The sequence below is a fragment of the Ideonella sp. A 288 genome, from assembly GCF_002198735.1.
In the GTDB taxonomy this organism is placed as follows: Bacteria; Pseudomonadota; Gammaproteobacteria; order Burkholderiales; family Burkholderiaceae_C; genus Pseudaquabacterium.
Map to the genome: position 1 here is coordinate 1 of NZ_MWLO01000138.1, position 25,068 is coordinate 25,068.

The 25,068-nt window shown below is 68.6% G+C and carries 23 protein-coding genes; 11 read left to right on the plus strand and 12 right to left on the minus strand.

All coding sequences use genetic code 11. From position 1 onward, the window contains the following. Positions 1–302: 302 nt before the first annotated feature. The 7 genes from EOINJALH_RS21010 to glpD form a co-directional block, all read right to left on the minus strand. On the minus strand, positions 303–2,111 hold the full coding sequence (locus tag EOINJALH_RS21010) for an ABC transporter substrate-binding protein (protein WP_088283732.1): 1,809 nt from the start codon (positions 2,109–2,111) through the stop codon (positions 303–305). 100 nt (positions 2,112–2,211) lie between these two features. Beyond that, positions 2,212–2,520 (minus strand): DUF2160 domain-containing protein, encoded by a 309-nt coding sequence (locus EOINJALH_RS21015; protein ID WP_088283734.1) that lies wholly within the window; start codon positions 2,518–2,520, stop codon positions 2,212–2,214. 19 nt (positions 2,521–2,539) lie between these two features. Continuing rightward, positions 2,540–3,349, minus strand: coding sequence for a carbohydrate ABC transporter permease (locus EOINJALH_RS21020; RefSeq protein WP_088283736.1), 810 nt, complete (start codon positions 3,347–3,349; stop codon positions 2,540–2,542). 71 nt (positions 3,350–3,420) lie between these two features. After that, a complete protein-coding gene (locus EOINJALH_RS21025; RefSeq protein ID WP_088283738.1) occupies positions 3,421–4,305 on the minus strand; it encodes a carbohydrate ABC transporter permease in 885 nt (294 codons plus the stop codon). Beyond that, positions 4,302–5,357: an ABC transporter ATP-binding protein gene (locus EOINJALH_RS21030; RefSeq protein WP_088283740.1), complete on the minus strand. Its 1,056-nt coding sequence runs from the start codon at positions 5,355–5,357 to the stop codon at positions 4,302–4,304. The genes EOINJALH_RS21025 and EOINJALH_RS21030 overlap by 4 nt, the downstream gene beginning before the upstream one ends. Position 5,358: 1 nt before the next feature. Beyond that, a complete protein-coding gene (locus EOINJALH_RS21035; protein WP_088283742.1) occupies positions 5,359–6,405 on the minus strand; it encodes an ABC transporter ATP-binding protein in 1,047 nt (348 codons plus the stop codon). Further along, complete coding sequence (gene glpD, locus EOINJALH_RS21040; protein WP_199873448.1) at positions 6,396–8,003, minus strand: glycerol-3-phosphate dehydrogenase; 1,608 nt, start codon at positions 8,001–8,003, stop codon at positions 6,396–6,398. The genes EOINJALH_RS21035 and glpD overlap by 10 nt, the downstream gene beginning before the upstream one ends. A 303-nt stretch (positions 8,004–8,306) precedes the next feature. Here glpD and EOINJALH_RS21045 point away from each other — a divergent pair, with 303 nt between their 5' ends. The 4 genes from EOINJALH_RS21045 (at position 8,307) to EOINJALH_RS21060 (ending at position 11,497) form a co-directional block, all read left to right on the plus strand. After that, a complete protein-coding gene (locus tag EOINJALH_RS21045) occupies positions 8,307–9,113 on the plus strand; it encodes a DeoR/GlpR family DNA-binding transcription regulator (protein ID WP_088283746.1) in 807 nt (268 codons plus the stop codon). Next, a complete protein-coding gene (gene glpK, locus EOINJALH_RS21050) occupies positions 9,110–10,603 on the plus strand; it encodes a glycerol kinase GlpK (RefSeq protein ID WP_088283748.1) in 1,494 nt (497 codons plus the stop codon). Before EOINJALH_RS21045 ends, glpK begins: the two co-directional genes overlap by 4 nt. 269 nt (positions 10,604–10,872) lie before the next feature. Next, complete coding sequence (locus EOINJALH_RS31350; RefSeq protein WP_144290114.1) at positions 10,873–11,283, plus strand: hypothetical protein; 411 nt, start codon at positions 10,873–10,875, stop codon at positions 11,281–11,283. 13 nt (positions 11,284–11,296) lie between these two features. Next, a complete protein-coding gene (locus EOINJALH_RS21060) occupies positions 11,297–11,497 on the plus strand; it encodes a hypothetical protein (protein WP_088283752.1) in 201 nt (66 codons plus the stop codon). A 228-nt stretch (positions 11,498–11,725) separates the two neighbouring features. Here EOINJALH_RS21060 and EOINJALH_RS31910 read toward each other — a convergent pair whose 3' ends face one another. From EOINJALH_RS31910 to EOINJALH_RS31355, 3 genes are all read right to left on the minus strand, one after another. Continuing rightward, entirely contained in the window at positions 11,726–11,902 is a 177-nt protein-coding gene (locus tag EOINJALH_RS31910; protein WP_158219841.1) for a hypothetical protein, read from the minus strand. A gap of 99 nt (positions 11,903–12,001) precedes the next feature. Continuing rightward, complete coding sequence (locus tag EOINJALH_RS21065) at positions 12,002–13,231, minus strand: NAD(P)/FAD-dependent oxidoreductase (protein WP_088283754.1); 1,230 nt, start codon at positions 13,229–13,231, stop codon at positions 12,002–12,004. A 288-nt stretch (positions 13,232–13,519) separates the two neighbouring features. Continuing rightward, positions 13,520–13,756, minus strand: a complete 237-nt coding sequence (locus EOINJALH_RS31355) for a substrate-binding domain-containing protein (RefSeq protein ID WP_404872784.1) — start codon at positions 13,754–13,756, stop codon at positions 13,520–13,522. 211 nt (positions 13,757–13,967) lie between these two features. On the opposite strand from EOINJALH_RS31355, the gene EOINJALH_RS21075 reads away from it, so the two are divergent. The 7 genes from EOINJALH_RS21075 to EOINJALH_RS21105 all read left to right on the plus strand — a co-directional run bounded on the left by EOINJALH_RS21075 (position 13,968) and on the right by EOINJALH_RS21105 (position 22,654). Continuing rightward, complete coding sequence (locus EOINJALH_RS21075; RefSeq protein WP_088283758.1) at positions 13,968–14,906, plus strand: LysR substrate-binding domain-containing protein; 939 nt, start codon at positions 13,968–13,970, stop codon at positions 14,904–14,906. 106 nt (positions 14,907–15,012) lie between these two features. Further along, on the plus strand, positions 15,013–16,020 hold the full coding sequence (locus EOINJALH_RS21080) for a D-cysteine desulfhydrase (RefSeq protein WP_088283761.1): 1,008 nt from the start codon (positions 15,013–15,015) through the stop codon (positions 16,018–16,020). Positions 16,021–16,108: 88 nt separating this feature from the next. Continuing rightward, on the plus strand, positions 16,109–17,722 hold the full coding sequence (locus tag EOINJALH_RS21085; protein WP_088283763.1) for an ABC transporter substrate-binding protein: 1,614 nt from the start codon (positions 16,109–16,111) through the stop codon (positions 17,720–17,722). 46 nt (positions 17,723–17,768) lie between these two features. After that, positions 17,769–18,752, plus strand: coding sequence for an ABC transporter permease (locus tag EOINJALH_RS21090; protein WP_088283765.1), 984 nt, complete (start codon positions 17,769–17,771; stop codon positions 18,750–18,752). Positions 18,753–18,762: 10 nt separating this feature from the next. Then, positions 18,763–19,590, plus strand: a complete 828-nt coding sequence (locus tag EOINJALH_RS21095) for an ABC transporter permease (protein WP_088283767.1) — start codon at positions 18,763–18,765, stop codon at positions 19,588–19,590. Further along, positions 19,587–21,248, plus strand: coding sequence for an ABC transporter ATP-binding protein (locus EOINJALH_RS21100; protein ID WP_088283768.1), 1,662 nt, complete (start codon positions 19,587–19,589; stop codon positions 21,246–21,248). The genes EOINJALH_RS21095 and EOINJALH_RS21100 overlap by 4 nt, the downstream gene beginning before the upstream one ends. Then, on the plus strand, positions 21,245–22,654 hold the full coding sequence (locus EOINJALH_RS21105) for an amidase (protein ID WP_088283770.1): 1,410 nt from the start codon (positions 21,245–21,247) through the stop codon (positions 22,652–22,654). Before EOINJALH_RS21100 ends, EOINJALH_RS21105 begins: the two co-directional genes overlap by 4 nt. A gap of 129 nt (positions 22,655–22,783) precedes the next feature. On the opposite strand, the gene truD is transcribed toward EOINJALH_RS21105, so the two are convergent. Both truD and EOINJALH_RS21115 read right to left on the minus strand, forming a co-directional pair. Then, the gene (truD, locus tag EOINJALH_RS21110) at positions 22,784–23,797 is read right to left on the minus strand and encodes a tRNA pseudouridine(13) synthase TruD (RefSeq protein ID WP_088283772.1); all 1,014 of its coding nucleotides are present in this window, start codon (positions 23,795–23,797) and stop codon (positions 22,784–22,786) included. A gap of 278 nt (positions 23,798–24,075) precedes the next feature. Further along, complete coding sequence (locus tag EOINJALH_RS21115) at positions 24,076–24,972, minus strand: AraC family transcriptional regulator (RefSeq protein WP_088283774.1); 897 nt, start codon at positions 24,970–24,972, stop codon at positions 24,076–24,078. Positions 24,973–25,068 lie beyond the last annotated feature (96 nt).

Consider the following 25,068-nt stretch of genomic DNA (forward strand, 5'->3'; position numbering starts at 1 on the left):
CATGGGGGCGGGGCGTGGGGCCCTGATTATCGACAGCGCGCGGCGCCGAGCCGGAATCACAGGTCGGACACGACGACCGCATCGCCCTGAGCGCCCATAAAAAAGCCGCTTGCGGCCGGGGCCAGGCAAGCGGCTAACTCCATCACGGAGGACACAAGGTGAACGGGCCGGCCCGCACAGGGGCCGGCGGGAACCGGTGCCACAGGCCCGAGGCCGGGACCGCGGCGTCCGGTCAGGCCGGCCCGAGGCCGGGACCGCGGCGTCCGGTCAGGCCGGCCCGCGGTGGGGCCGGCCGGAGACGGTCAGCGCACCTTGCCCGCCTTCCACGCGTCGACCAGGGTCTGGTAGGCGATGGTCTCGCCCTTCGGCTTCTCGTTGGCGAGCTTGGCCCACGGGGCGGCCTTGTCGCTGAGGTGCTTCTTGGGGTCTTCCTTCGGGTTGAGCTTGGGCGCGCAACGGGCCATGCCGGCGCGCTCGAGGCGGGCCATCACGTCGTCCATCTCGCCGGCCAGCGTGTCCATGGCCTTCTGCGGCGTCATCTCGCCCGTGACCGCCTGCGCCACGTTCTTCCACCACAGCTGCGCCAGCTTCGGGTAGTCGGGCACGTTGGTGCCGGTGGGCGTCCAGGCCACGCGGGCCGGGCTGCGGTAGAACTCGACCAGGCCACCCAGCTTGGGCGCCATGTCGGTCATGGCCTGGCTCTGGATGTCGCTCTCGCGGATCGGCGTCAGGCCGACGATGGTCTTCTTCAGGCTCACCGTCTTGCTGGTGACGAACTGCGCGTACAGCCAGGCCGCGGCGGTGCGGTTGGCGTCGTGGCCTTCGAAGAAGGTCCAGGAGCCCACGTCCTGGTAGCCGTTCTGCATGCCCTGCTTCCAGTACGGGCCGTTCGGGCCGGGGGCCATGCGCCACTTCGGCGTGCCGTCGTCGTTGACCACCGGCAGGCCGGGCTTGACCATGTCGGCGGTGAAGGCGGTGTACCAGAAGATCTGCTGCGCGATCTGGCCCTGCGCCGGCACCGGACCGGCCTCGCCGAAGGTCATGCCGGTGGCTTCCTTCGGGGCGAACTTCTTCATCCAGTCGACGTACTTGGTCAGCGCATAGACGGCCGCCGGCGAGTTGGTGGCGCCGCCGCGCGACACGCTGGCGCCCAGCGGCGTGCAGCCGTCGGCCGAGGCGCGGATGCCCCACTCGTCCACCGGCTTGCCGTTGGGGATGCCGATGTCGGCGGTGCCGGCCATCGACAGCCAGGCGTCGGTGAAGCGCCAGCCCAGCGACGGATCCTTCTTGCCGTAGTCCATGTGGCCATAGATGGGCTTGCCGTCGATTTCCTTCACGTCGTTGGTGAAGAAGGCGGCGATGTCCTCGTAGGCGCTCCAGTTCAGCGGCACGCCCAGGTCGTAGCCGTACTTCTTCTTGAACTTTTCCTTCAGGTCGTCACGGGCGAACAGGTCGGCGCGGAACCAGTACAGGTTGGCGAACTGCTGGTCGGGCAACTGGTACAGCTTGCCGTCGGGCGCGGTGGTGAAGCTGGTGCCGATGAAGTCCTTCAGGTCCAGCCCGGGGTTGGTGTAGTCCTTGCCCGCACCGACCATGTAGTCGGTGAGGTTCATGATCTTGCCGTAGCGGTAATGCGTGCCGATCAGGTCCGAGTCGCTGATCCAGCCGTCGTAGATCGACTTGCCCGACTGCATGCTGGTCTGCAGCTTCTCGACCACGTCGCCTTCCTGGATCAGGTCGTGCTTGACGGTGATGCCGGTGATCTCGGTGAAGGCCTTGGCCAGCGTCTTGCTCTCGTACTCGTGCGTGGTGATGGTCTCGGAGACCACCGAGATCTCGGTCACGCCCGCGGCCTTGAGCTTGGCGGCGGCGTCGGCAAACCACTTCAGCTCGGCGGCCTGCTGGTCCTTGCTGAGCGTGGACGGCGTGAACTCGCTGTCGATCCACTTCTTGGCGGCGGTTTCACCTGGGCTGGCGGCCGGTGCGGCGGCGGCCACCGAGGCAGCGGCCGAGGCCGCCGGCGGGGCTGCCTTGGCCGGTTCTTCCTTCTTGCCACAGGCTGCCAGGGTCAGCACCACGGCAGCGGCGAGCGCGGTATAGCGCAGTTTCATTGTGTGTCTCCTCTTCGATCGCGTGCTTCCCCGTGTGCGGTTGGGTGGACCACGGCCCCGGGGAAGCGTCGGGCCGGATTCACGGACTTCGAAAAAGGGGCTACCCGCGTCGCATGACAAACGCCAGCAGCAGCATGGACAGCACGAAGCTGATCCACACGCTGGGCTCCTGCGACAACGAGAACCATTCGGCGAACGACTTCGACAGGCCGACGAAGGCCAGGTTGACATAGGCCGCGCCGAGCAGGCCGATGAACAGCCTGTCGCCGCGCGTGGTGGCGATGGGCAGAAAACCCTTGCGCATGACGGTGGGCGACTTGATCTCCCAGATCGTCATGCCGACCAGCATCAGCGCGATGCACGTGAAGAACACGGCCACCGGCAGCGTCCAGACCATCCAGGCGAACATGCGCGATTCTCCTTTGGCGCTAGACCCGGCCCATCGCGAAACCCTTCGCGATGTAGTGGCGAACGAACCAGATGACGATGGCGCCGGGCACGATGGTCAGCGTGCCGGCGGCGGCCAGCGTGGCCCAGTCCATGCCGGAGGCACTGACGGTGCGCGTCATCGTGGCGACGATGGGCTTGGCGTTGACGCTGGTCAGCGTGCGCGCCAGCAGCAGCTCGACCCAGCTGAACATGAAGCAGAAGAACGCCGCCACGCCCACGCCGGCCTTGATCAGCGGCAGGAAGATGGTGACGAAGAAGCGCGGGAAGGTGTAGCCGTCGATGTACGCCGTCTCGTCGATCTCGCGCGGGATGCCGCTCATGAAGCCTTCGAGGATCCACACCGCCAGCGGCACGTTGAACAGCAGGTGCGCCAGCGCCACTGCGATGTGCGTGTCCATCAGCCCCACGGTGGTGTACAGCTGGAAGAAGGGCAGCAGGAACACCGCCGGCGGTGTCATGCGGTTGGTCAGCAGCCAGAAGAACACGTGCTTGTCGCCCAGGAAGCTGTAGCGCGAGAACGCATAGGCCGCCGGCAGCGCCACGGTGAGCGAGATCACCGTGTTGATGGCCACGTAGATCAGGCTGTTGATGTAGCCCGAGTACCACGACGGGTCGGTGAAGATGCGGTGGTAGTTGGCCCAGGTGAACTGCTGCGGCAGCAGCGTGAAGCTGGCGAGGATCTCCTCGTTGGTCTTGAAGCTCATGTTGACCATCCAGTAGATGGGCAACACCGCGAACACCAGGTAGGCGACGAGGAAGATCGTCCGCTTCTGAAACCGCTTATCCATGACAGCCCCCTACGCGCTGCGCGCGGTCCCCCCGAGGGGGAGCGCCTGCCTTGAGGCGGCTCGGCGGCAGGCTATCCATGTCCGGCCTCCGCCTTGTCGCCGGTGCCCACGCGCTGCATCCAGTTGTAGAGCACGAAGCACAGCAGCAGGATGATCAGGAAGTAGATCAGCGAGAAGGCCGCCGCGGGGCCGAGGTCGAACTGGCCCACCGCCTTCTGCGTGAGGTACTGGCTGAGGAAGGTGGTGGCATTGCCGGGGCCGCCGCCGGTGAGCACGAAGGGCTCGGTGTAGATCATGAAGCTGTCCATGAAGCGCAGCAGCACCGCGATCATCAGCACGCCGCGCATCTTGGGCAGCTGGATGTAGCGGAACACCGCGAACTTGCTGGCGCCGTCGATGCGCGCCGCCTGGTAGTAGGCGTCGGGGATCGAGCGCAGGCCGGCAAAGCACAGCAGCGCCACCAGCGGCGTCCAGTGCCACACGTCCATCACCAGCACGGTGAGCCAGGCGTCGCGCGCATTGCCGGTGTAGCTGTAGTCGATGCCCAGGCCCTTGAGCGAGGCGCCGAGCAGGCCGATGTCGGCGCGGCCGAAGATCTGCCAGATGGTGCCGACCACGTTCCACGGGATCAGCAGTGAGAGCGCCACCACCACCAGCACCGCGCTCGACTTCCAGCCGCTGGCCGGCATCGACAGCGCCAGCGCGATGCCCAGCGGGATTTCCACCGCCAGCACCGCCAGCGAGAAGGTGATCTGCCGCAGCAGCGCGGCGTGCAGGTCGCCGTCGCGCATCACCGCGCTGAACCACTCGGTGCCGACGAAGACGCGGCGCTCGGGCGAGATGATGTCCTGCACCGAGTAGTTCACCACCGTCATCAGCGGCAGCACGGCCGAGAAGGCCACGCAGATGAACACCGGCAGCACCAGCCACCAGGCCTTTTGGTTGACGGGCTTCATGCGGTCACCTTGTCGATGAGGGTGTCGTCGGCGGCGTAATAGCAGGTGTGCGGACCGACCAGCCCCAGCCACACGGCCTCGCCGGCCTGCGGGGCGCGGGCCTCGGCGTTCAGGCGCAGCCGCACGGTGTGGGTGTCGGCCCCCTGGCCCACCTGCGCCGTCACCAGCCAGTAGGTGCCGATGTCCTGCGCCTGCAGCACCCGCGCCGGCAGCGCGCCGGCATCGCCCTCGCGCGCCAGCGTGACGTACTCGGGGCGCACACCCAGCGTGGCCGCGCCGGTGGGCGACGCCGGCCACAACGACGCGGGCAGGAAGTTCATGCCCGGCGAACCGATGAAATGGCCGACGAAGCGGTGCTGCGGCCGCTCGAACAGCGCATCGGCCGATCCCACCTGCACCGCGCGGCCGCGCGTCATCACCACCACCTGCTCGGCGAAGGTGAGCGCCTCGACCTGGTCGTGGGTGACGTAGATCAGCGTCAGGCGCAGCTCGTGGTGGATCTGCTTGAGCTTGCGGCGCAGCTGCCACTTGAGGTGCGGGTCGATCACCGTGAGCGGCTCGTCGAACAGCACCGCGCTGACGTCCTCGCGCACCAGGCCGCGGCCCAGGCTGATCTTCTGCTTGGCGTCGGCGGCCAGGCCGGCGGCGCGCTGGTCGAGCTGGGCGCTCAGCTCCAGCATCTCGGCCACCTGGCCGACGCGGGCCTTGATCTTGTCGGCGGAGACACCGCGGTTGCGCAGCGGAAAGGCCAGGTTCTCGGCCACCGTCATCGTGTCGTAGATGACCGGGAACTGGAACACCTGCGCGATGTTGCGCTGCTGCGGCGTCTTGTGCGTCATGTCCTCGCCGCCGAAACGCACCGTGCCCTGCGAGGGCTGCACCAGGCCGGAGATGAGGTTGAGCATGGTCGTCTTGCCACAGCCCGAGGGCCCCAGCAAGGCGTAGGCGCCGCCGTCGTCGAAGCTCATCTTCAGCGGCAGCAGCGCGTAGTCGCTGTCCTGCTGCGGATTCGGCTTGTAGCTGTGCGCGAGGTCGAGGTCGATGCGGGCCATCTCAGTTGACCTTTCGCATCGGTGCGGTGACGAGCTGGCCGTCCGCGCCAAAGACGTACACCTGCGCGGGATCGAGGTGCAGCGTGATCGATGCGCCCAGGTCGAAGAAGTGCACGCCGGTGAGCTGCGCGACCAGTTCGCCCGCCGCGGTGGACACGTGCACGAAGGTGTCGGACCCCGAAATCTCGGCCAGTTCCACCTTGCCAGGCAGCGCGAGGTCGCCGGGCCGCGGGTACACGCGCAGCGCGCTAGCGCGCAGGCCGATGGTGGCGTCGGGCGCGGCCACCGACGCTGGCAGGCCCAGGCGCAGCGCGCCGCCGCTGACCAGGTTCATCGGCGGATCGCTGAAGGCGCTGGCCACGCGCAGGCTGGCCGGACGGTGGAACACCTCCGACGTGGGGCCGTACTGCAACAGCTGGCCGGCGTCCATCACCGCCGTCCAGCCGCCCAGCAGCAGCGCCTCGGTGGGCTCGGTGGTGGCATAGACCACGGTGGAACTGCCGGCGGCGAACAGCGCCGAGAGCTCGTCGCGCAACTCTTCGCGCAGCTTGTAGTCGAGGTTGACCAGTGGCTCGTCCAGCAGCATCAGCGGTGCGTCCTTGGCCAGCGCGCGGGCCAGGGCCACGCGCTGCTGCTGGCCGCCCGACAGCTCGGCCGGCAGGCGCTGCAGGAAGGGCTCGATGTGCAGCCGCTCGGCCAGCGCCTGCACGCGCTGCGCGATGGCCGCCTTGTCGAGGCCGCCGCGCAGCTTCAGCGGCGAGGCGATGTTGTCGGCCACCGTCATCGACGGGTAGTTGATGAACTGCTGGTAGACCATGGCCACGTTGCGCTGGCGCACCGGCATGCCGGTGACGTCCTGGCCGTCCACATGGACACGGCCGCGCGTGGGCACGTCCAGCCCGGCCATCAGCCGCATCAGCGTGGTCTTGCCCGCCTGCGTGGCGCCGAGCAGCACGCTCACCGTGCCGGGCTGCAGCGCCAGGTCGAGCGGGTACAGGTGCGTGAACGCCCCCACCTTGTGCTCGATGCGGGCCAGCTTCAATTCCATGCCGTCTCCGATGTCGTTGTCGTCGCCACTTCGGGGTGGCGATCGGACCACCACTGTGCCACGCGTTGGCGTTGCGCGGTGTCAAGGTGCAGGCCCAGCTTGCTGCGGCGCCACAGCACGTCGTCGGCGCTGCGCGCCCATTCGTGCTGGAACAGGTGGTCCAGTTCGGCCTCGTAGAGACCCGGCACGACCTCGTCGCCGAACGATGCGCCCGGTGCACCGGCCTGGGCCAGCAGCAGCTCGATGCGGCTGCCGTAGGCCCGCGCCCAGCGGTGCAGCAGCGCGCGGTCGACCTGCGGATGTTGCCGGGCCAGCGCCTCGACGAAGCGCGCGAAATCTTCGTCGGGCCGGCGCGCGGCACCGATCCAGGCCGACAGGTCGCCGCCGGGCAGCAGCGCGGTCTCGGTCCAGGCCGGGCGGCGTTCGCCCAGGCGGCCCAGCAGCGCGTCGGTGGCCTCCTCGGCCAGCTTGCGGAAGGTGGTGATCTTGCCGCCCCACACGGTGAGCATCGGCGCCTGGTCGGCGCTGGCGCCGGTGTCGAATTCGAGCAGGTAGTCGCGCGTCACCGCAGAAGCGTCGCCCGATTCGTCGTCCAGCAGCGGGCGCACGCCGGTGTAGCGCCACACCACGTCTGCGGGCGTGACCGCCTTGGCGAAGTAGCGGCTGGCTTGCGCGCACAGGTAGGCCACCTCGTCGTCGTCGACGCGGGCGCTGCCGGGCTCGCCGTGCACCTCCACATCGGTGGTGCCGATGAGCGTGAAGCGGCCCTCGTACGGGATGGCGAAGATGATGCGTTTGTCGGGGTTCTGGAAGATGTAGGCGTGGTCGTGCTCGAAGATCCGCGGCACCACGATGTGGCTGCCCTTGACCAGCCGCAGCGAGCGCGAGCCCGGCCGCTGCACCTGGTCGCGCAGGAACGCCGCCGCCCACGGCCCGGCCGCATTGACCAGCGCGCGGGCCTGCACGGTGACCGGCGCGCCGCCCTGCGGCTGCAGCCGCGCACGCCAGCCGCCGGCCACGCGCTCGGCGCCGACGCAGGGGCAGCGGGTCATCACCGTGGCGCCGTGCGCCGCGGCGTCGACGGCGTTGAGCACCACCAGGCGCGCATCGTCCACCCAGCCGTCGCTGTAGACGAAACCGCGGGTGAAGTCGGCCTTCAGCGGCACGCCCAGCGGGCTGGCGCGCAGGGCCACCGCCCCCGAGGCCGGCAGCCATTCGCGCTTGGCCAGGTGGTCGTACAGGAACAGGCCGATGCGGATCATCCACACCGGCCGCATCGACGGATCGTGCGGCATCACGAAGCGCAGCGGCCACATGATGTGCGGCGCGCTGCGCAGCAGCCGCTCGCGCTCGGCCAGCGCCTTGCGCACCAGGCCGAATTCGTAGTACTCCAGGTAGCGCAGGCCGCCGTGGATGAGCTTGGTGGACGACGACGAGGTGTGCGCGGCCAGGTCGTCCTGCTCGCACAGCAGCACCTTCAGGCCGCGGCCGGCCAGGTCTCGTGCGATGCCGGCCCCGTTGATGCCGCCGCCGACCACCAGCACGTCCGTCGAGATCACCGACTCGCCCGAGGCGGTGGCACCCGGCGCCGACGCCACGGGCCCGCGTGCAGCGGCAGGATCGGACGGCGCAGTGCCGCCCGCGGTGGGCTGGGTCAAGCGATGTCTCCTGGCGGGGTCGCGGCGTTCGGGACAACCCGATGCCACTGTTCGTTTTGCGTCTCAGTTTGTTCGAACAACGTTCGCTGCTGTTCGAAAAATGTTCGCTTGTGTTCTTTTTATCCCATTCGGCGCGAAAACACAATCCTGAACACCCGGATGCCGCGCCATCGAACATCGGCTACCCTGGCAGCACGATGGCCCCAGGCGCACCCCACGCCGCCGCCACTTCCACCCTCAGCGATGAGCGCGCCCACCCCCAACCCGCGCCAGGCCGGCGTGCTGCAGACCGTGCGCGAGCACGGCACCGCCACCGTCGAGGCGCTGGCCGAGCGCTTCGGCGTGACGCTGCAAACCGTGCGGCGCGACGTGAAGATGCTGTCCGACGCCGGCCTGCTGGCGCGCTTCCACGGTGGCGTGCGCCTGCCCGGCAGCACCATCGAGAACATCGCCTACCGCCAGCGCCAGGCCCTGCACGAGGACGCCAAGCGCCGCATCGCCCGCGCGGTGGCGCGCGCGGTGCCCGACGGCTGCAGCCTGGTCATCAACATCGGCACCACCACCGAGGCCATCGCCCGCGAGCTGCTGCACCACAAGGGCCTGCGCGTCATCACCAACAACCTCAACGTGGCGGCGATGCTGAGCGACAACCCCGACTGCGAGGTGATCGTGGCCGGCGGCGTGGTGCGCCAGCGCGACCGCGGCATCGTCGGCGAGGCCACGGTGGAGTTCATCAGCCAGTTCCGCGTCGACATCGGCCTGATCGGCATCTCGGGCATCGAGGCCGACGGCAGCCTTCGCGACTTCGACTTCCGCGAGGTCAAGGTGGCGCAGGCCATCATCCGCTGCAGCCGCCAGCTCTGGCTGGCCGCCGACCACAGCAAGTTCAACCGCCCCGCGATGGTGGAGGTGGGCCGGCTGGACCAGGTGGACACGCTCTTCACCGACAGCCCGCCGCCCGCCCCCTTCGACACGCTGCTGGCCGAGGCCGGCGTCACCCGCGTGGTGGCCGACGACGCCCGCGCCGCCGACCCAGGAGACCCCCCATGACCTACCTGCTCGCCCTCGACCAGGGCACCTCCAGCTCGCGCAGCATCGTCTTCGACGACAGCGGCCGCATCGTGGCGATGGCTCAGCGCGAGTTCCGCCAGATCTACCCGCAGCCCGGCTGGGTGGAGCACGACCCCGAGGAACTCTGGCAGACCCAGCTGGCCACTGCGCGCGAGGCGCTGGCCAACGCCGGCCTGGCGGCGCGCGACATCGCCGCCATCGGCATCACCAACCAGCGCGAGACCACGGTGGTGTGGAACCGCCGCACCGGCCAGGCCATCCACAACGCCATCGTCTGGCAAGACCGCCGCGGCGAGCCGCTGTGCGCGCAGCTGCGCGAGCAGGGCCACGCCGACCAGATCCGCCGCAGCACCGGGCTGGTGGTGGACGCGTACTTCTCGGGGACGAAGATCCGCTGGATCCTCGACCACGTGGCCGGCGCGCACCTGGCCGCCGCGCAGGGCGAGCTGGCCTTCGGCACCGTCGACAGCTGGCTGCTGTGGAAGCTGACCGGCGGCCGCGTGCACGCCACCGACGTGAGCAACGCCTCGCGCACCATGCTGTTCGACGTGCGCCACAACGTGTGGGACCACGAACTGCTGAAGCTGCTGCACGTGCCCGACAGCCTGCTGCCGCAGGTGCACCCGTCCAGCCATGTCTTCGGCGAATGCGATGCCGCGCTGCTGGGCGCGCCGATCCCGATCGCCGGCATCGCCGGCGACCAGCAGAGCGCGCTGTTCGGCCAGGCCTGCTTCAAGGCGGGCCTCGCGAAGAACACCTACGGCACCGGCTGCTTCATGCTGATGCACACCGGCCCGCGCTTCGACCTGTCCACCAACGGCCTGCTCACCACCAGCGCCGCGCAAGCCACGGCCACGCCCGAGTACGCCTTTGAAGGCAGCGTGTTCATCGGCGGCGCGGTGGTGCAGTGGCTGCGCGACGGGCTGCGCGCGATCAGCTCCAGCAGCCAGGTGCAGTCCCTGGCCGAGAGCGTGCCCGACGCCGGCGGCGTGATGTTCGTGCCGGCCTTCACCGGCCTGGGCGCGCCCTACTGGAACGTCGACGCCCGCGGCGCCATCGTCGGCCTGACCCGCGGCAGCACCGTGGCCCACATCGCCCGCGCGGCGCTGGAGAGCATCGCCTTCCAGAGCGCGGCGCTGCTGCTGGCGATGAGCCGCGACGCCCAGGCCAACGGCGGCGCCCCGGTGACCGAGCTGCGCGTGGACGGCGGCGCCTGTGTCAACGACCTGCTGATGCAGTTCCAGGCCGACCTGCTCGGCATCCCCGTGGTGCGGCCCCGGGTGATCGAGACCACCGCACTGGGCGCCGCCTACCTGGCCGGACTGGCCACCGGCGTGTACCGCGGGCTGGACGAGCTGTCGGCACAGTGGCAGGTGGAACGGCGCTTCCTGCCGACGATGGACCGTGGCCGCGCCCAGGCCCTGATGGCGCAGTGGGAGCATGCGGTGCGGCAGGCGGTGGCGGGCTGAGGTCCTCACCTGGCCGGCAGCGCCACCCGATGGCTGCTGCACGGGGCGCGCCGGTGGGCGCCCGCGGACGACCCAGTCGAGTCATCCAGCCTCCAGGATTGACGACCGCGAAGCAGTCAACCATGTTGAAGTCGAGGCCTGCGCGCAAGGGCTGCCAGCTGCCGCATCGATGCCATCTGCAGGATCGCTATCCTCCTGCGCAGCGGTCGGTGCGCATCGGCGACGCAAATTGCGCTTGCATTTGCCTCAGAAGTGACTAATATGGCCCAATGCTGCAGTGCAGCAATTTGGTTCTTGAGTCACTTGACCGGGGAGCGTCTGGCGTGCTGAATGCTGAACGATGCTTGGCGCCAACCGGGGCTGGCTTCGATGGTCCGACGAGGCGCCAATGGCCGGAACGGGCCGGCGCGCCGGGCGCCTCGTCGCAGGCGTTGCGAGTCGGCCTCGAAGATTTGCTCGGCGACTTGTGGCATGCGCGCCGTCAAGGCGACATGGGCCGGTTGGCCCTTCTGCTGTACTGCGAGGTGCGGCGGTGGGCGCGTCTGGCCGGCGAACAGGCGCTGGCGCAGCAGGCCTCTGCGCTGATGGTTGAGGGTCCGTTGACCGGCCGGGAAGAATTCCTGGCGAAGGTCGATCGGCTCATCGGCGAACTTGAAGCTGCGCACCGGCGGCAGGTCTGAGCGGACAAGCATCGTGGCCTACTACGCAAGCGTCGTTCTCGAGAACAAGGCATCAGCCACCGAGCGCCACGAAGACCTCGACACCGCTCGGCGCTGGATCGAAGAGGAGCGTCGGTCGAAGCCCAAACTGTTCCAGTTCGGACAGATCATCGAGGCTACCCCGGCGCGGCCCGTCGTCGCCTCCTGCAACGCCAACGGGTGGAACCCGACGTGACAACATCCTGCGCAACGGGCGTCGTCACGGTCAGCGGCCTTTGAAGGTCGGCCAGTCGCTGGCCCACTTGCCAGTCGATTCCGAATCGCCATGAACCGGCCTTTCGCGGGTGCGGAATTTGGCCGGGTGTGTGAGATCACGAACTGCCGCTTCGCAGAAGCTAAACAAGAGAAGCATTGCTCGCCGTCCGGCCGCTTTGGAGCGACCCGGCTGGCAGGTTTGGGTCGGTCACTGCCGACCGCGCACGCCGCCTCTTCGGTCGCTCAACTTGGGAGTCAGCTTTTCGGCGGTGAGATCGCTCACCCCGCTGTCGCTGGCCGACCCTCCGCTGGCGTCGACCCAGTGGGTCTGGCTGCCGCAAACCTGCCCTTCGATCGGCAGCAGCATGATCTCCAGCGGCGACATGACCAGGTGCGTGGTGCCGTCGCGCCACGGGGTCTTGAGCTTGGGCGCCGACTGGGCTGGGCGTGTCGACGAGTACGCCGGGCCTTTCCCGTGGGCCGTCTACAGCAGCCTGATGGCCTTGAGATCGGGCAGCTTACTGAAGTCGGCCAGCGACATCAGCTGCGGCAGGGCCAGCTGGCGCCAGCTCTGCCACAGCCGGCCCGCCGCGGCTGGCAACGAGGTCAGCACGCCGCCGGGTGTCATCTGCGCCATGAACACCTGGTAGACGCCTTCCTTCGCGCCCGCCAGCACCTTGCTGGCAACCACGGTGCGGCCCGCGACCAGGTAAGTCTGCAGGTCACCGAACGTGATCAGCACGGGCTTGGGCGCCGGCTTGAAGGCCTTGAGTGCGCGCCCGGCCAGGAAGCGCGTGCCATTGGCCGCGGCGAGCGCACCCATGTCGATGGCGTTGTAGGCCTGCTTGCCGACGGGCTGCGGCAGCAGCGCCGCATCGCCGACGACGAAGACGTTGTCGAAGTGGCGACTCTGCAGCGTGGGATGCACATCCGCCCAGATTTGGGGTGGCGGCGCCAGGCCCGAGTCGCGCAGCAGCGCTTGCGGTGCCAGCCCGGCCGTCCACAGCGTGAGCTCGGAACGCAGCCGCGTGCCATCGGCCAGGCGCACGCCCTTGGCCGACACGCTGGCGATCGTCGTGCTGGTACGGAAGCTCACCGCATACGGTTCGCACAGGTGGCGCAGGTCGGCATCCAGTGATGCCGGCAGGCCTGGCAGCAGCCGGGCGCTGGCCTCGATCAGGTCGATGGACAGGCCAGCATCGTCGCGGTGGCGACGCAGGATCTCACCCAGCGCCTCGATGCCCGAGAGGCCACCGCCGGCGATCACGATGCGCAACGGTTTGCCCTCCCGCAAGAGCCTGTCCAGCCGGTGCTCGATCGCCAAGCCGTCGGCGACGCTGCGGAACGGCATGGCGTGGCGGGCCACGCCCGGGACGTGGTGCGTGTTCCACAGCGCGCCCACCGCCACGATGCAGGCATCGAAGTCCAGTTCGCGGCCGCCGGCCGTGGCCAGCCGGCCCTGCGCCGGCTGCAGCACGGTCACGCGGTCGCGCAGGAAGCGGTGGCCCGCCTGCTTCACGATGGCAGTGCGGTCCAGACGCAGCCCCTGCGGCGTCTTCACGCTCGACAGGATCTCGTGGATGCCGGGCGCCCACTCGAAGTGCCGGGACGGGTCGATGACCGTCACGGCATGCCGCCGCGACAACTTGATCGCAGCTGTCAGGCCGGCGAAGTTGCCGCCGACGATCACGATGCGCTTGCGCTGGTCGGTCATGGGGTTGCGTTTTCAGGCCTCGGGGATGGTGCGAAGTATGGTGGAGCGCGAAGCAGCGGCACGTGCGCCAGCGGTCATGGGAGTTGACTGCCGGTCCGCGTCCACCCAATGCACCCCGCCGCCGCGCCCGCCGGCGTGGACCGATGGCCCGCGTTCGCCCGCTCGTCAGCTCACCCCGACGCAACGAGCCCGACGGTGTCGATGGACACTGCGGAGGCGTCAGCAATGCAGCGCGTGCGCTCCTCGGTGCAAGGCCTCTTCACAAGCAAGCAAGCCGTCGGGGCGCGCTCAACGCCCGACGGGTTGAGCACTGCTCACGTTGGCTGCCCGGCGCGCATCCCAGCCCCATCTGGCAAAGATCTTCTGCCCCTCAGCGGACTTGAGGTATTCGACAAAGGCGGCGGCTTGCGGCTCGGTCTTGCCTTTGCGCGTCAGCACGACACCGGTGTCGCGGTAGATGCGAAGGCGCTGATGGCGCAGTGGGAGCATGCGGTGCGGCAGGCGGTGGCCGGCTGAGATCCTCACCTGGTCGGCGGCGCCACTCGATGGCTGACGCAGGCCGCCTGCGTCAAGCAGGGCAGCAGTGGTGGGGTCGGGATGTCAACGGTGCGCCGAAACTGGCGCGATCCTTGCTGGCCACCAGATACTGTCCGCGGCGCGCCAGGCCGAGTCATCGCTGGACGAACCGGCGCTGCGAGCAGCCACCGCGGCCAGGTGCCGCGAACGAGGAGCGTGAATGGAAGCCAAATGGCTCGAAGACTTTCTCAGTGTGGCCCGCACCGGCAGCTTCTCGCTGTCGGCCGCCGAACGCCACATCACGCAATCGGCCTTCAGCCGCCGCATCAAGTCGTTGGAGCAGTGGGTGGGGGTGGCGCTGATCGACCGCTCGTCCTACCCCACGCGCCTCACCGCGGCGGGATTGCGTTTCCAGGCGGCGGCACGCGAGGCCACCGCAACCTTGCTGAACACGCGGCAGGACCTGCGCCAGGCCGCGCGTGCAGACCGACGGCTGTTGCGCATCGCCATTCAGCATTCGCTGGCCAGCGGCTTCCTGGCACGCTGGCTGGCCACCCTGCCGCTGGCCCGCGACGACCTGCTGACGCAGGTGCGGGCCGACAACCTGCACGACTGCGTGCGTGATCTGGAGGAGGGCTGCGTCGATCTGCTCGTCTGCTACACCCACCCTGGGCTGCCGCTGCAACTCAGCACCGAGCGCTACCCGTCGCTGACGCTGGCCCGGGACGTGCTCACCCCCGTATCCAGGCCTGGCGCCGATGGCCGCCCGACGCATGCCTTGCGGCCGGGCGCCGCTGCTGCCGTGCCCTGGCTGAGCTACAGCGCCGACGCCCAACTCGGCCGGATGGCGGCGCTGGCACTCGACACGGCCGAGCCGCCCCTGGCCGTGCACCCGGTGTTCGAGAGCGCGCTGGTCGAAGCCCTGCGCGCCACGGCACTGGAGGGGCTGGGCGTGGCCTGGCTGCCCGGCAGCCTGATCGCCGATGACCTGAACCACAAGCGGCTGGTGCGGGCCGGTCCGGCGTCGCTGGACGTGCCTTTGCGCGTCCGGGTCTTTGCAGAGCGGTCGCTGCTCAACGGGCGGCTGCAGGGGCTGTGGGACTGCGCGCGGCGGCTGGCCGAAGACGCGCCCGAGGTGCAAGCCGCGGCGGATCTATGAACGCCATGCATAGAGTGCGCCGCAAAGTCATTGGACCGCGATGCCATGCCGGGCCTACCGTCGGCATCCCTACGCCAACCCCTGGTGGCTGTCAGCTGGAACCCCGATGAACCTGCAAGATTTCCCGCGCGTCCGACTCGGACACTGGCCCACGCCGCTGGAGCCCATGAAGGGCCTGGCCGGCCGACTGAACGCTGCCCGTCTTTTCATCAAGCGTGACGACTGCACCGGGCTGGCCACCGGCGGCAGCAAGACACGCAAGCTCGAATTTCTCGTCGGCGAAGCCATGCGCCAGGGCGCTGACACGCTGCTCACCCATGGCGCGGTGCAGTCCAACCACGTGCGCCAGACGGCCGCCGCCGCCGCCTTCATGGGCCTGGCCTGCGAGGCCATCCTGGAAGAGCGGGTTCAGGATGCACCGGCCGCGTACCACGAGTCGGGCAACGTGCTGTTGGACCAGCTGTTCGGCATCCAGTTGCACCGGGTACCCGGCGGCACGGCCATGGATGCCGCGCTGGAGGCTTTGGCGCAGAAGCTGCGGCAGCAAGGCCGCAAACCCTACGTCATTCCTGGCGGCGGCTCCAATGCGCTGGGCTCGCTGGGTTACGTCGACTGCGTGCTCGAACTGCAGCGGCAATGTGAAGCCATGGGCCTGCGCAAACCGCATCTGGTGCATGCCACCGGCAGTGCAGGCACGCAGGCCGGCCTGGTGGCGGGCATCCACGCCTTGGGCCTGGACTGGCCCGTCACCGGCATCGGCGTCAGGGCGCCGCGCGAGGCCCAGGAAACCCGTGTGCATGACCTGGCGGTGCGCGTGCTGAACCTGCTGGGCGTGACCCGACCCCTGCCGCGCGAACGGGTCGTGGCCGACGACCGTTTCATCGGCGCGGGCTACGGCATACCGACCGATTCGATGATCGAAGCCGTGACCCTGCTGGCCCGCACCGAAGGCATCCTGGCCGACCCGGTTTACACCGGCAAAGGGCTGGCGGGCCTGCTGGAGATGGTGCGCACCGGTCGCTTCCACAGCGACGAGGACGTGATCTTCGTGCACACCGGCGGCTCGGCCGGGCTGTTCGGCTACGTCTCGGCCTTTGCCAAGGCCAGCGCTTGAGCCCGACCCCGTCTGCTTCGCCGCAACGCAGCGCGGTACGGCCGATCCACGCACGCCATTCCAACCCGCTTCACGCTGGAGTAATCCGATGACACCCCTGCACAGCCTGCCCCGCGGCCTGGCGATCACCGCCGCTGCCGTGGTCTTGACTCTCTCCCAGCCCACGTGGGCCCAGGGCAGCCCGCAAAAGGGCGGCACGCTGGTGATGGTGGTGCAACCCGAACCGCCGACGCTGGCCTCCTACCAAAGCACCGCCGGCCCTGTGGGTCAGGTGGCCACCAAGGTCTACGAGGGTCTGCTCGAGTACGACTTCCAGCTCAAGCCAACACCCAGCCTGGCCCAGTCGTGGACCGTCAGTGCCGACGGCAAGACAGTCACCTTCAAGCTGCTGCCCGGCGTGAAGTTCCATGACGGCCAGCCCTTCACCAGCGCCGACGTGCAGTTCAGCGTGATGGACGTGCTGAAGAAAGTGCACCCGCGCGGTGTGAACACCTTCCGCTCGGTGACCGCGGTAGAGACGCCCGACCCGATGACGGCCGTGTTCCGCCTCAGCGAGCCGGCGCCGTACATGATGATGGCGCTGTCGTCCTACGAGTCGCCGATGCTGCCCAAGCATGTCTTCGGCACCGGCGACATCACGCGCCACCCCAACGCCAACCTGCCGGTGGGCACCGGCCCGTTCAAGTTCGTGGAATGGCAGAAGGGCCAGTTCATGCGCTTTGACCGCAACCCCGACTACCGCAAGCCGGGGTTGCCGCACCTGGACCGGCTGGTGGCCCGTTTCATCGCCGACACGGGCACGCGCTCGGCCGCGATGGAGACGCAAGAGGTGCACATGGGGGGCTTCAACGCCATCCCCCCGGTCGACGTGAAACGGCTGCAGGCCTTGCCGCACATCGCCGTCACGGCCAAGGGCTATGAGATGCAGTCGCCCATCGTGCAGCTCGACTTCAACACCACCAAGCCACCCTTCGACGACGTGAAGGTGCGGCAAGCCGTGGCCTACGCCATGGACCGCAAGTTTGTGCTCGACAACATCTGGTTCGGCTTCGGCCGGCCGGCCACCGGGCCCATCAGCTCCAACTTCAAGGCCAACGGCCTGTACACCGCGGACGTGAAGAACTACAACGTTCCCGGCGGCCTGGACATGGCCAACAAGCTGCTGGACGAGGCCGGCAAGAAGCGCGGCGCCGACGGTGTGCGCTTCGAGATCACCCACGACGTCACGCCCTACGGTGAGGAGTGGCGGCGCTTCGGTGAGTACACCCAGCAGCAGCTGGGCAAGATCGGCATCAAGGTGACGCTGCGCGTTGAGGACGTGCCGGGCTGGCTGCGCCGCGTGTACACCAACTACGACTTCCAGCTCACCAGCAACTGGATCCAGACTCTGGCCGACCCGTCCATCGGCGTGCACCGCCTCTACCATTCCGGCTCCATCAAGCCCGGCACGGTGTTCGTCAACGACTCGCGCTGGAGCACCAAGGAAACCGACGAGCTGATGGACAAGGGCAACGTCGAGTTCGACCCCAAGAAGCGTGCCGCGCTCTACCACGAGCTGCAAAAGCGCGTGGTCGAAGCCAGCCCCCTGGTGTTCATGCACGAGCTGGACTTCGTGACGGTGCACAACAAGCGGGTGAACAACTTCCCGCTCAGCCCGCTGGGCCTGTACTCGTCGATGGACCAGGTCTGGCTCGCCAAGTGACGCGGCGCTGAAACCAGCCCTGACGCAACACCTGGAATTCGCCGCGATGCCCGGGCAACAGAGTCTGGCCTATGCCCTGCGCCGTTTGGCGCAGGCGGTGCCGACCGTGCTGGTCATCGCTGCCATGAACTTCCTGGTGCTGCAGCTGGCCCCCGGCGACGCGGCCGAGGTGCTGGCCGGCGAGGCGGGCTCGGCGACGCCGGAGTTCATGGCCCAGCTGCGCAAGAACTTCGGCCTGGACCAGCCGCTGGGGATGCAGCTGCTGCTGTACATCAAGCAGCTGATCACCCTCGACCTGGGCTACTCCTTCCGCCACAGCATGCCGGTGATCGAGTTGATCGGGTCGCGGCTGTTCCCGACGCTGCTGTTGATGGTCACCGTGCTGCTGATTTCGGTGGGTGTGGGCACCTTGCTCGGCGCCTTCGCCGCGCGCAACCTCAACCGCTGGCAGGACAACGTGATCTCGATGCTCACCGTGCTGGCCTATGCCACGCCGGTGTTCTGGGCCGGCTTGATGTTGATCGTGGTGTTCTCCATCAAGTTGGGCTGGTTTCCGACCAGCGGCATGCAAGAGGTGGCGGCCTTCCATGAGGGGGCCGCCAAGGTGCGCGACATCGCGCACCATCTGGTGCTGCCGGCGGTCACGCTGACCATGTTCTACCTGGCGTTGTATGCGCGGCTGATGCGTGCTTCCGTGCTCGAGCAGTTCTCGATGGACTACGTCGTCACGGCCCGCGCCAAGGGACTGACCGAACCCCAGATCGCCCGCCGCCACGTGCTGCGCAACGCCGTGCTGCCCGTGCTGACGATGGCTGGCGTGCAGGTGGGTGGTCTGCTGGGCGGAGCCGTGGTGGTCGAAACCGTCTTCGCCTGGCCCGGCCTGGGCCTGCTGGCCTACGAATCGCTGTTTGCGCGCGACCTGAACCTGCTGCTGGGCATCTTCTTCATCTGCACCTGCCTGGTGGTGGTGGTCAATCTGGTGGTCGACGTGGCCTATTCACTGCTCGATCCGCGCATCGAGCTGCGCTGACGGTTCCCCCATGAAGAGCGGCATCCTGCGTTTCCTGCGGCACCGCCCCGCCGTGGCCGGGCTGGCCTTGCTGCTGGCCGTGGTGCTGGCCGCGGCGCTGGCCGGGGTGATCTACCCCGGCGACCCGTTCAGCATCGTCGGCAAGCCGTTCCAGCCGCCGCTCAGCGAGCATCTGCTGGGCACCGACTCGCTGGGCCGTGACCTCGCCGCCGGCCTCTTGCACGGAGCGCGCACGACCTTGCTGGTGGGCGTGGTGGCCACCGTCATTGCCAGCGTCGTGGGCATCACGATCGGCGGCCTGGCCGGCTACTTCGGCGGCCGGCTGGACAGCTTGCTCATGCGCTTCACCGAGCTCTTCCAGACCATCCCGTTCTTTCTCTTCGCGATCCTGCTGGTGGCGGTGCTGGGCGCGTCCATCCGCAGCGTGATCTTCGCCATCGCGGTGGTCTCGTGGCCACCGATGGCGCGCCTGGTGCGCGGTGAATTCATGGCCATGCGCAACCGCGAGTTTGTGCAGGCTTGCGTGTCGCTGGGCATGGGTCACACCCGCATCATCCTCGTCCACATCCTGCCCAACACGCTGTCGTCGATCATCGTCACCGGCTCGCTGATGGTGGCCACGGCCATCCTCATCGAGTCGGGGCTGTCGTTCCTGGGGCTGTCCGACGCCAACACCATGAGCTGGGGATTCATCATCGGCTCGGGCCGCACAGTGCTGCGCACGGCGTGGTGGATTTGCGCCGCGCCGGGGCTGGCCATCCTGCTGACGGTGATGGCCATCAACCTGGTCGGCGACGGCCTGAACGACGCGCTCAACCCGCGCTTGCGCTCGCTGTGAACGCCGACGCCCCCCTGTTGCGCATCCAGGGCCTGAGCGTGAGCCTGCCGGCCAGTGCCGACCGCCGCCACGCGGTGGAGGACCTGAGCCTGGACCTCTGGCGCAACGAGATCCTGTGCGTGGTGGGTGAATCCGGCTCGGGCAAATCGGTGATGTCGCGTGCCGTGCTGGGCCTGTTCCCTTCGCGCCATGTGCAGCCCAGCGCCGGGCGCATCCTGTTCGAGGGCGAAGACCTGCTGCAGGCCACGCCCGAGCGGCTGCGCGACCTGCGCGGCAACCGCATCGCGATGATCTTCCAGGAGCCGATGACGGCGCTGAACCCGGTGCTGCGCATCGGTGCGCAGATCGACGAGGTGCTGGAGATCCACCGCTCTGGCGATGGTGCAGCGCGCCGCGAGCGTGTGCTCGAACTGCTGGCTGCGGTGAACCTGCCCGATCCACAGCAGATCCTGTCGGCCTACCCGCACCAGCTGTCGGGCGGCCAGCGCCAGCGCGCGATGATTGCGATGGCGCTGGCGCTGGAGCCCGACATCCTGATCGCCGATGAGCCGACCACGGCGCTGGACGTGACGACGCAGGCGCAGATCCTGCTGCTGATCCGTGAGCTGCAGCGCAAGAAGGGCATGGGGGTGATCTTCGTCACCCACGACTTCGGCGTCGTGGCCGAGATCGCCGACCGCATCGCCGTCATGCAGCACGGCCACCTGGTCGAACAAGGACCGGCCGAACAGGTGCTGAACCGACCCCAGGCCGACTACACCCGCTCGCTGCTGGCCGCCGTGCCCAGCCTGACGCCGGGACCGAAGCGCGACTTCAGCGCACAACCGGTGGTGCTGAGCGTCAACGCCTTGAGCAAGAGCTACCGCAGCGGCGGCGGCCTCTTCGGAGGCAAGGGCCGCAGCGTGGATGCGCTTTCGGCGGTGAGCTTCAGCGTGCGGCGTGGCGAGACCGTGGGCATCGTCGGCGAGTCGGGCTCGGGCAAGTCGACGGCGGCGCGCTGCATTGCGCGGCTGATCAACGCCGACAGCGGCCAGATCTTGGTCGAGGGTGCCGACATCGCCCCGCTGAGCGTCCGCGCTCTGCGGCCCGTGCGGCGGCGGATGCAGATGGTGTTTCAAGACCCGTTCGGCTCGCTCAACCCGCGGCGCACCGTGGGGCAGTTGATCGCCGAGGGGCCGATCGTGCACGGATTGAGCGAGGTCTCGGCCCATGCGCGTGCACTCGAGTTGCTGGATCTGGTCGGGCTGGAGCGGCGCGCGGCGGCGCGCTACCCGCACGAGTTTTCCGGCGGGCAGCGCCAACGCATCGGACTGGCGCGCGCGCTCGCGCTCGAGCCCGCCATCCTGGTGGCCGACGAGCCGGTGTCGGCGCTGGATGTGTCGGTGCAGGACCAGGTGCTGCGGCTGCTGGCTGACATCCGCAACCGCCTGGGGCTGACGGTGCTGTTCATCACCCACGATCTGCGCGTGGCCAGCCAGGTCTGCGACAGCATCGTCGTCATGCACAAGGGCCGTGTCGTCGAAAGCGGGCCGGTGGCCGATGTGTATGCCCGCCCGGCGCACGCCTACACCCAGGCGTTGCTGGCCGCCGTACCGGGCAGGCATTGGAGCCACGACAACGAAGCCCGGTTGGCGACGGCGCCGTCACCGACACCATGACCCTGCCCACCGCCCCCGCCGCACCAGGCCTGCAGGCGGTGGCCCTGGCCCTGCTTGAGAAGCGCACCAGCGCCGTCGAACTCACGCAGGCCGCGCTGGCGCGCATCACCGCCCTGGAGCCCCGGCTGCAGGCCTTCATGCACCTGGACGCGGCCCGCGCCATCGCGCATGCGCAGGCCATCGACGGGCTGCGTGCCGCTGGCGTGAACCTGGGTCCGCTGATGGGCATGCCGGTGGCCGTGAAGGACCTCTTCAGCGTGGGCGGCATGCCCACCACCGCCGGCAGCCGACTGGAAGTGCAGGATCTCGTGCCGCCCCAGGGCAGCTTCGTGGATGCGTTGCTGCGCGCCGGCTGCATCATCCTGGGCAAGACCCGCACCACCGAATTTGCGCTGGGTGGCTTCAACCTCAGCCGCCCACCGCCGTGGAACCCCTGTGACGTGCAGCAGCCGCGCATGACCGGCGGCTCCAGCCATGGCTCGGCCGTGGCGATGGCCGCGGGGCTGGCGGGCTTCACGGTCGGCAGCGACACGGGGGGGTCGGTGCGCTGGCCGGCCGCCTTGTGCGGCGTCGTCGGCTACAAGGCCAGCAGCAGTCACTGGCCAGGCGACGGCGTGTTCCCGCTGTCACCCGAGCTGGACAGCATTGGCCTGTTCACGCGCAGCGCCCATGACGCCGCCCTGGTGCACGCAGCGCTGGGCGGCCACGCCCTGCGGCCACCGTCTTCTGTCCAGGCGCTGACGCTGGCGGTGCCGACGGTGCACTTCATGGACCAGCTCGACGAGCCCGTGCTGCACTGCTTCGAAGCCGCCGTTGCGCGCCTGCGCGCTGCCGGCGCCCGCGTCGTGGCCGCTGAAACGCCAGAGGCCGGCGAGATCGACGAGATCTTTCGCAGCCTGGTACCGGCAGACCTGCTGGCCTTTCTGGGGCGTGACCGCGTGACGGCGCAGTTCGACCGGCTCGATGCCGTGGCGGCCGACCGACTGCAGGTTTCGTTCGAGGTGCGGGCTGACGACTACGCGAAGATGCTCGCGCGCCGCCGCGAGGTGCAGCGCCTGGTGGCCGAGCGCTCGGTCGGTATCGATGCCTGGCTCACGCCCACCGTGCCCATGCTGCCGCAGCCGACCGCCCAGTTCCGCAGCGTGGCTGACGTGGCGGCCTGGAACCGCCGGGCCACGCGGAACACGCGGCCCGGCAACCTGTTCGGGCAGTGCGGGATCTCGTTACCGATCCAGCACCTGGGCGCAGACCATCCCGGCCAAGCCAGCGACGCTGCCTTGCCTGTCGGTCTGCAACTGTGTGCGGCACCCGGCCAGGATCGGGAGCTGCTGACCATGGCTTGCGCGATAGAGGATCTGTTGGGTCGTCCGTCCGCCCCGATACTGGATCCGCTGGCTGGTCAGTGAACAGACTTGATCAAGTGGCGCGCGGCTGGCAGAACCGTCGCGCAGAGCCCGTGTTGGCGACTCTGCGCTTTCGATCCGCAACCCAGCACGCCGTGGCCAGTGGCCAAACCCACCCAGTTGAGAACACCGTCATTCGACCGCCGCAGACTCGTTCTCTGTGTGCCGGTCAGGCTCCGTGGTGCGGAGGATCTCGTTCAGAACGGAAGTGGCGTAGTTTCCGGCGGGCAAGGAGAAGGTGAGCACCAGTTGATTGGCTTGCAGCCATTCCCATGACATGTCTGCCGGCCTGGCCACCAGGGCGCGGCGATCCTGATCCAGACCGGCGTGTTCCATGCCGTCGCACAAGGTGGCGTGACGTTCAGCCACGCCGAGTTCCAGGGCCTGCGCTTGATCGGTGGTGGTCACGCGGCCCCGTCCCCAGAGCGGTCCGGTGGGCCGGCCCGCCTCGTCCATCACGTCGCCGGGCAGGGTCTTGCCCCAGAGTCCCTGCTGAATGCGCAGCGCCAGGACTTCATTGAAGACGAACGAGCGCACCGCCGACAGGTAGATGCCCTTCTTCTTCGGGTTGCGCACGCGTATTTCGCGCGCCAGCATGGCCCTGCCCTGCTCGACGTTGCCGCCCTCAAAGCCGAAGCGCTGAGCACCGAAGTAGTTGGGCACGCCTTGTGACGCAACGGCCTTCAGATTGGCCTCGATGGCGTCGCGGTCGCCGGTCACGTCACGCAGCACGATTCGGAATCGGTTGCCCTGCAGATCCCCGGGGCGCAGCTTTTTCACGTGGCGGCTCTGACTCAGAACCTTGAACTCCGGGTGCTGAAGCTGGGTCAGGTCGGGCGTCTCGCCCTTGGGCAGGTAGATGCTGAACCACTGACGGGTGATGGCGTAGCGGTCCTTGAGGCCGGCATAGCCCACGTCTCGTTCCTGCACGCTGGCGGCCTCGGCCAGCTGCTGGGCGACGAAGGCGGTGTTGGCACCGTTCTTTTCGATGTCCAGCCAGAGGTGTTCGCCCTCACCGGAGGGCAGCTGCAGCGGCAGCTCGGTCACGATGAAATCCTCGTTGAGGAGTTTCAGGGTGGCCGTGGCGCCGCTGGCCGGAAAAGCGTTGGGCCACTGCGGCAAAGCCGTGTATCGAGCGTCGGTCATGATCGGTCTGACGGCACCAGCCGTAGTTAGGGGGACAGGCCGTCCAACCGACCAGGGGCAGTCCAAGCGGTGATTCTCTCCCGACCCGCATGCCTTGGCGAGCGCCAACAGATGCGACTTCAATGAGAACCGTTGCGCGCTGCGACAGGCGGCTTGCGGGCAGCGAAGTCAACTCACGGACCCGGCCAGTTGCCGCCGTTTGCCAACGGTCGATCCATGGAATCCCCTCCGCGAGACCTGCCTCGGCACGTGCGAGGGGTGGTTTTTCTCACCACCACTCATGGGCCGTCCTCACTGGGCTGGCGACCCCGCATCGCGTCGACGCGGCCTGCGCGAAAGTCCCGTGGTGCCATGCCGTAGCGCCGCCGGAACTGCTCGCCGAAGTTGGACAGCGTCGGGAAACCGCAGGCCTGCGCGATCTGCGCGATGGGTTCGCGGCCCTGCATCAGGCGCAGGGCCGCCCAGCCGCAGCGTGCGTCGTTCACGTAGGCGGTGAAGCTCTTGCCCACCTCGCGCCGAAAGAAGCGGCCGAAGGCCGCCGGGCTGACATGCGCCACCGCAGCGGCGTTCTCCACGGACAGTTTGTCGGCCAGATGCGCTTCGATCCAGCTGAGCACGCGGTCGGCGCGCTGGGGGCTGGGCCCTGCCCGCAGCGCAGCCGTGTGGGTTGCCAGCAGGGGCGCCGACAGCTCGCGCAGCTCGGCGGCGCCTGCCAGCAAACAGCCCAGCACCTCGATGAACACCGCCACGCGGCGTTGCGCCGTTGCGCCAGGCAAGCGGCCGAGCAGGCTCTGCACCTCGGCGCGTGTGCCGCCCAGCACCTCCACGCCCGCAGCGGCCTGCACCAACAGCGGCGCGACCGCCTTGAGCTCAGGGAGCCCGCAGCGCAGGAGCCAGTCGGGAGGAAACTGCAGCACCGTCGCCGCGCAGCCCTGAGGCGATTGCACGCCCCGGCTGGCCCACAGGTGCGGGGTCTCGCTGCCCACCAGCACGAGATCACCGTCGAAGAAGGGCTCCACGCTGTCGCCCACCCAGCGCAGGCCCTGCCCGCGCTCGATCCAGGTCAACTCGAAGTGCCCATGGCGGTGCAGGCCGCCGCGGAAGGCGGGGAGTTCGAGGTGCATGCAACGCAGCGACTCCTCGGCGTGGTGGATCGACTCGCGGGCAATCCTCATGGTCGGTCAAGGGCTTAGGGGGCACAGGGCTTACCCGGGGCCTGAAGGTATGAAAACCGATATTTCAGGCGCGCCGGCAGGATGATTTGCCCGTCG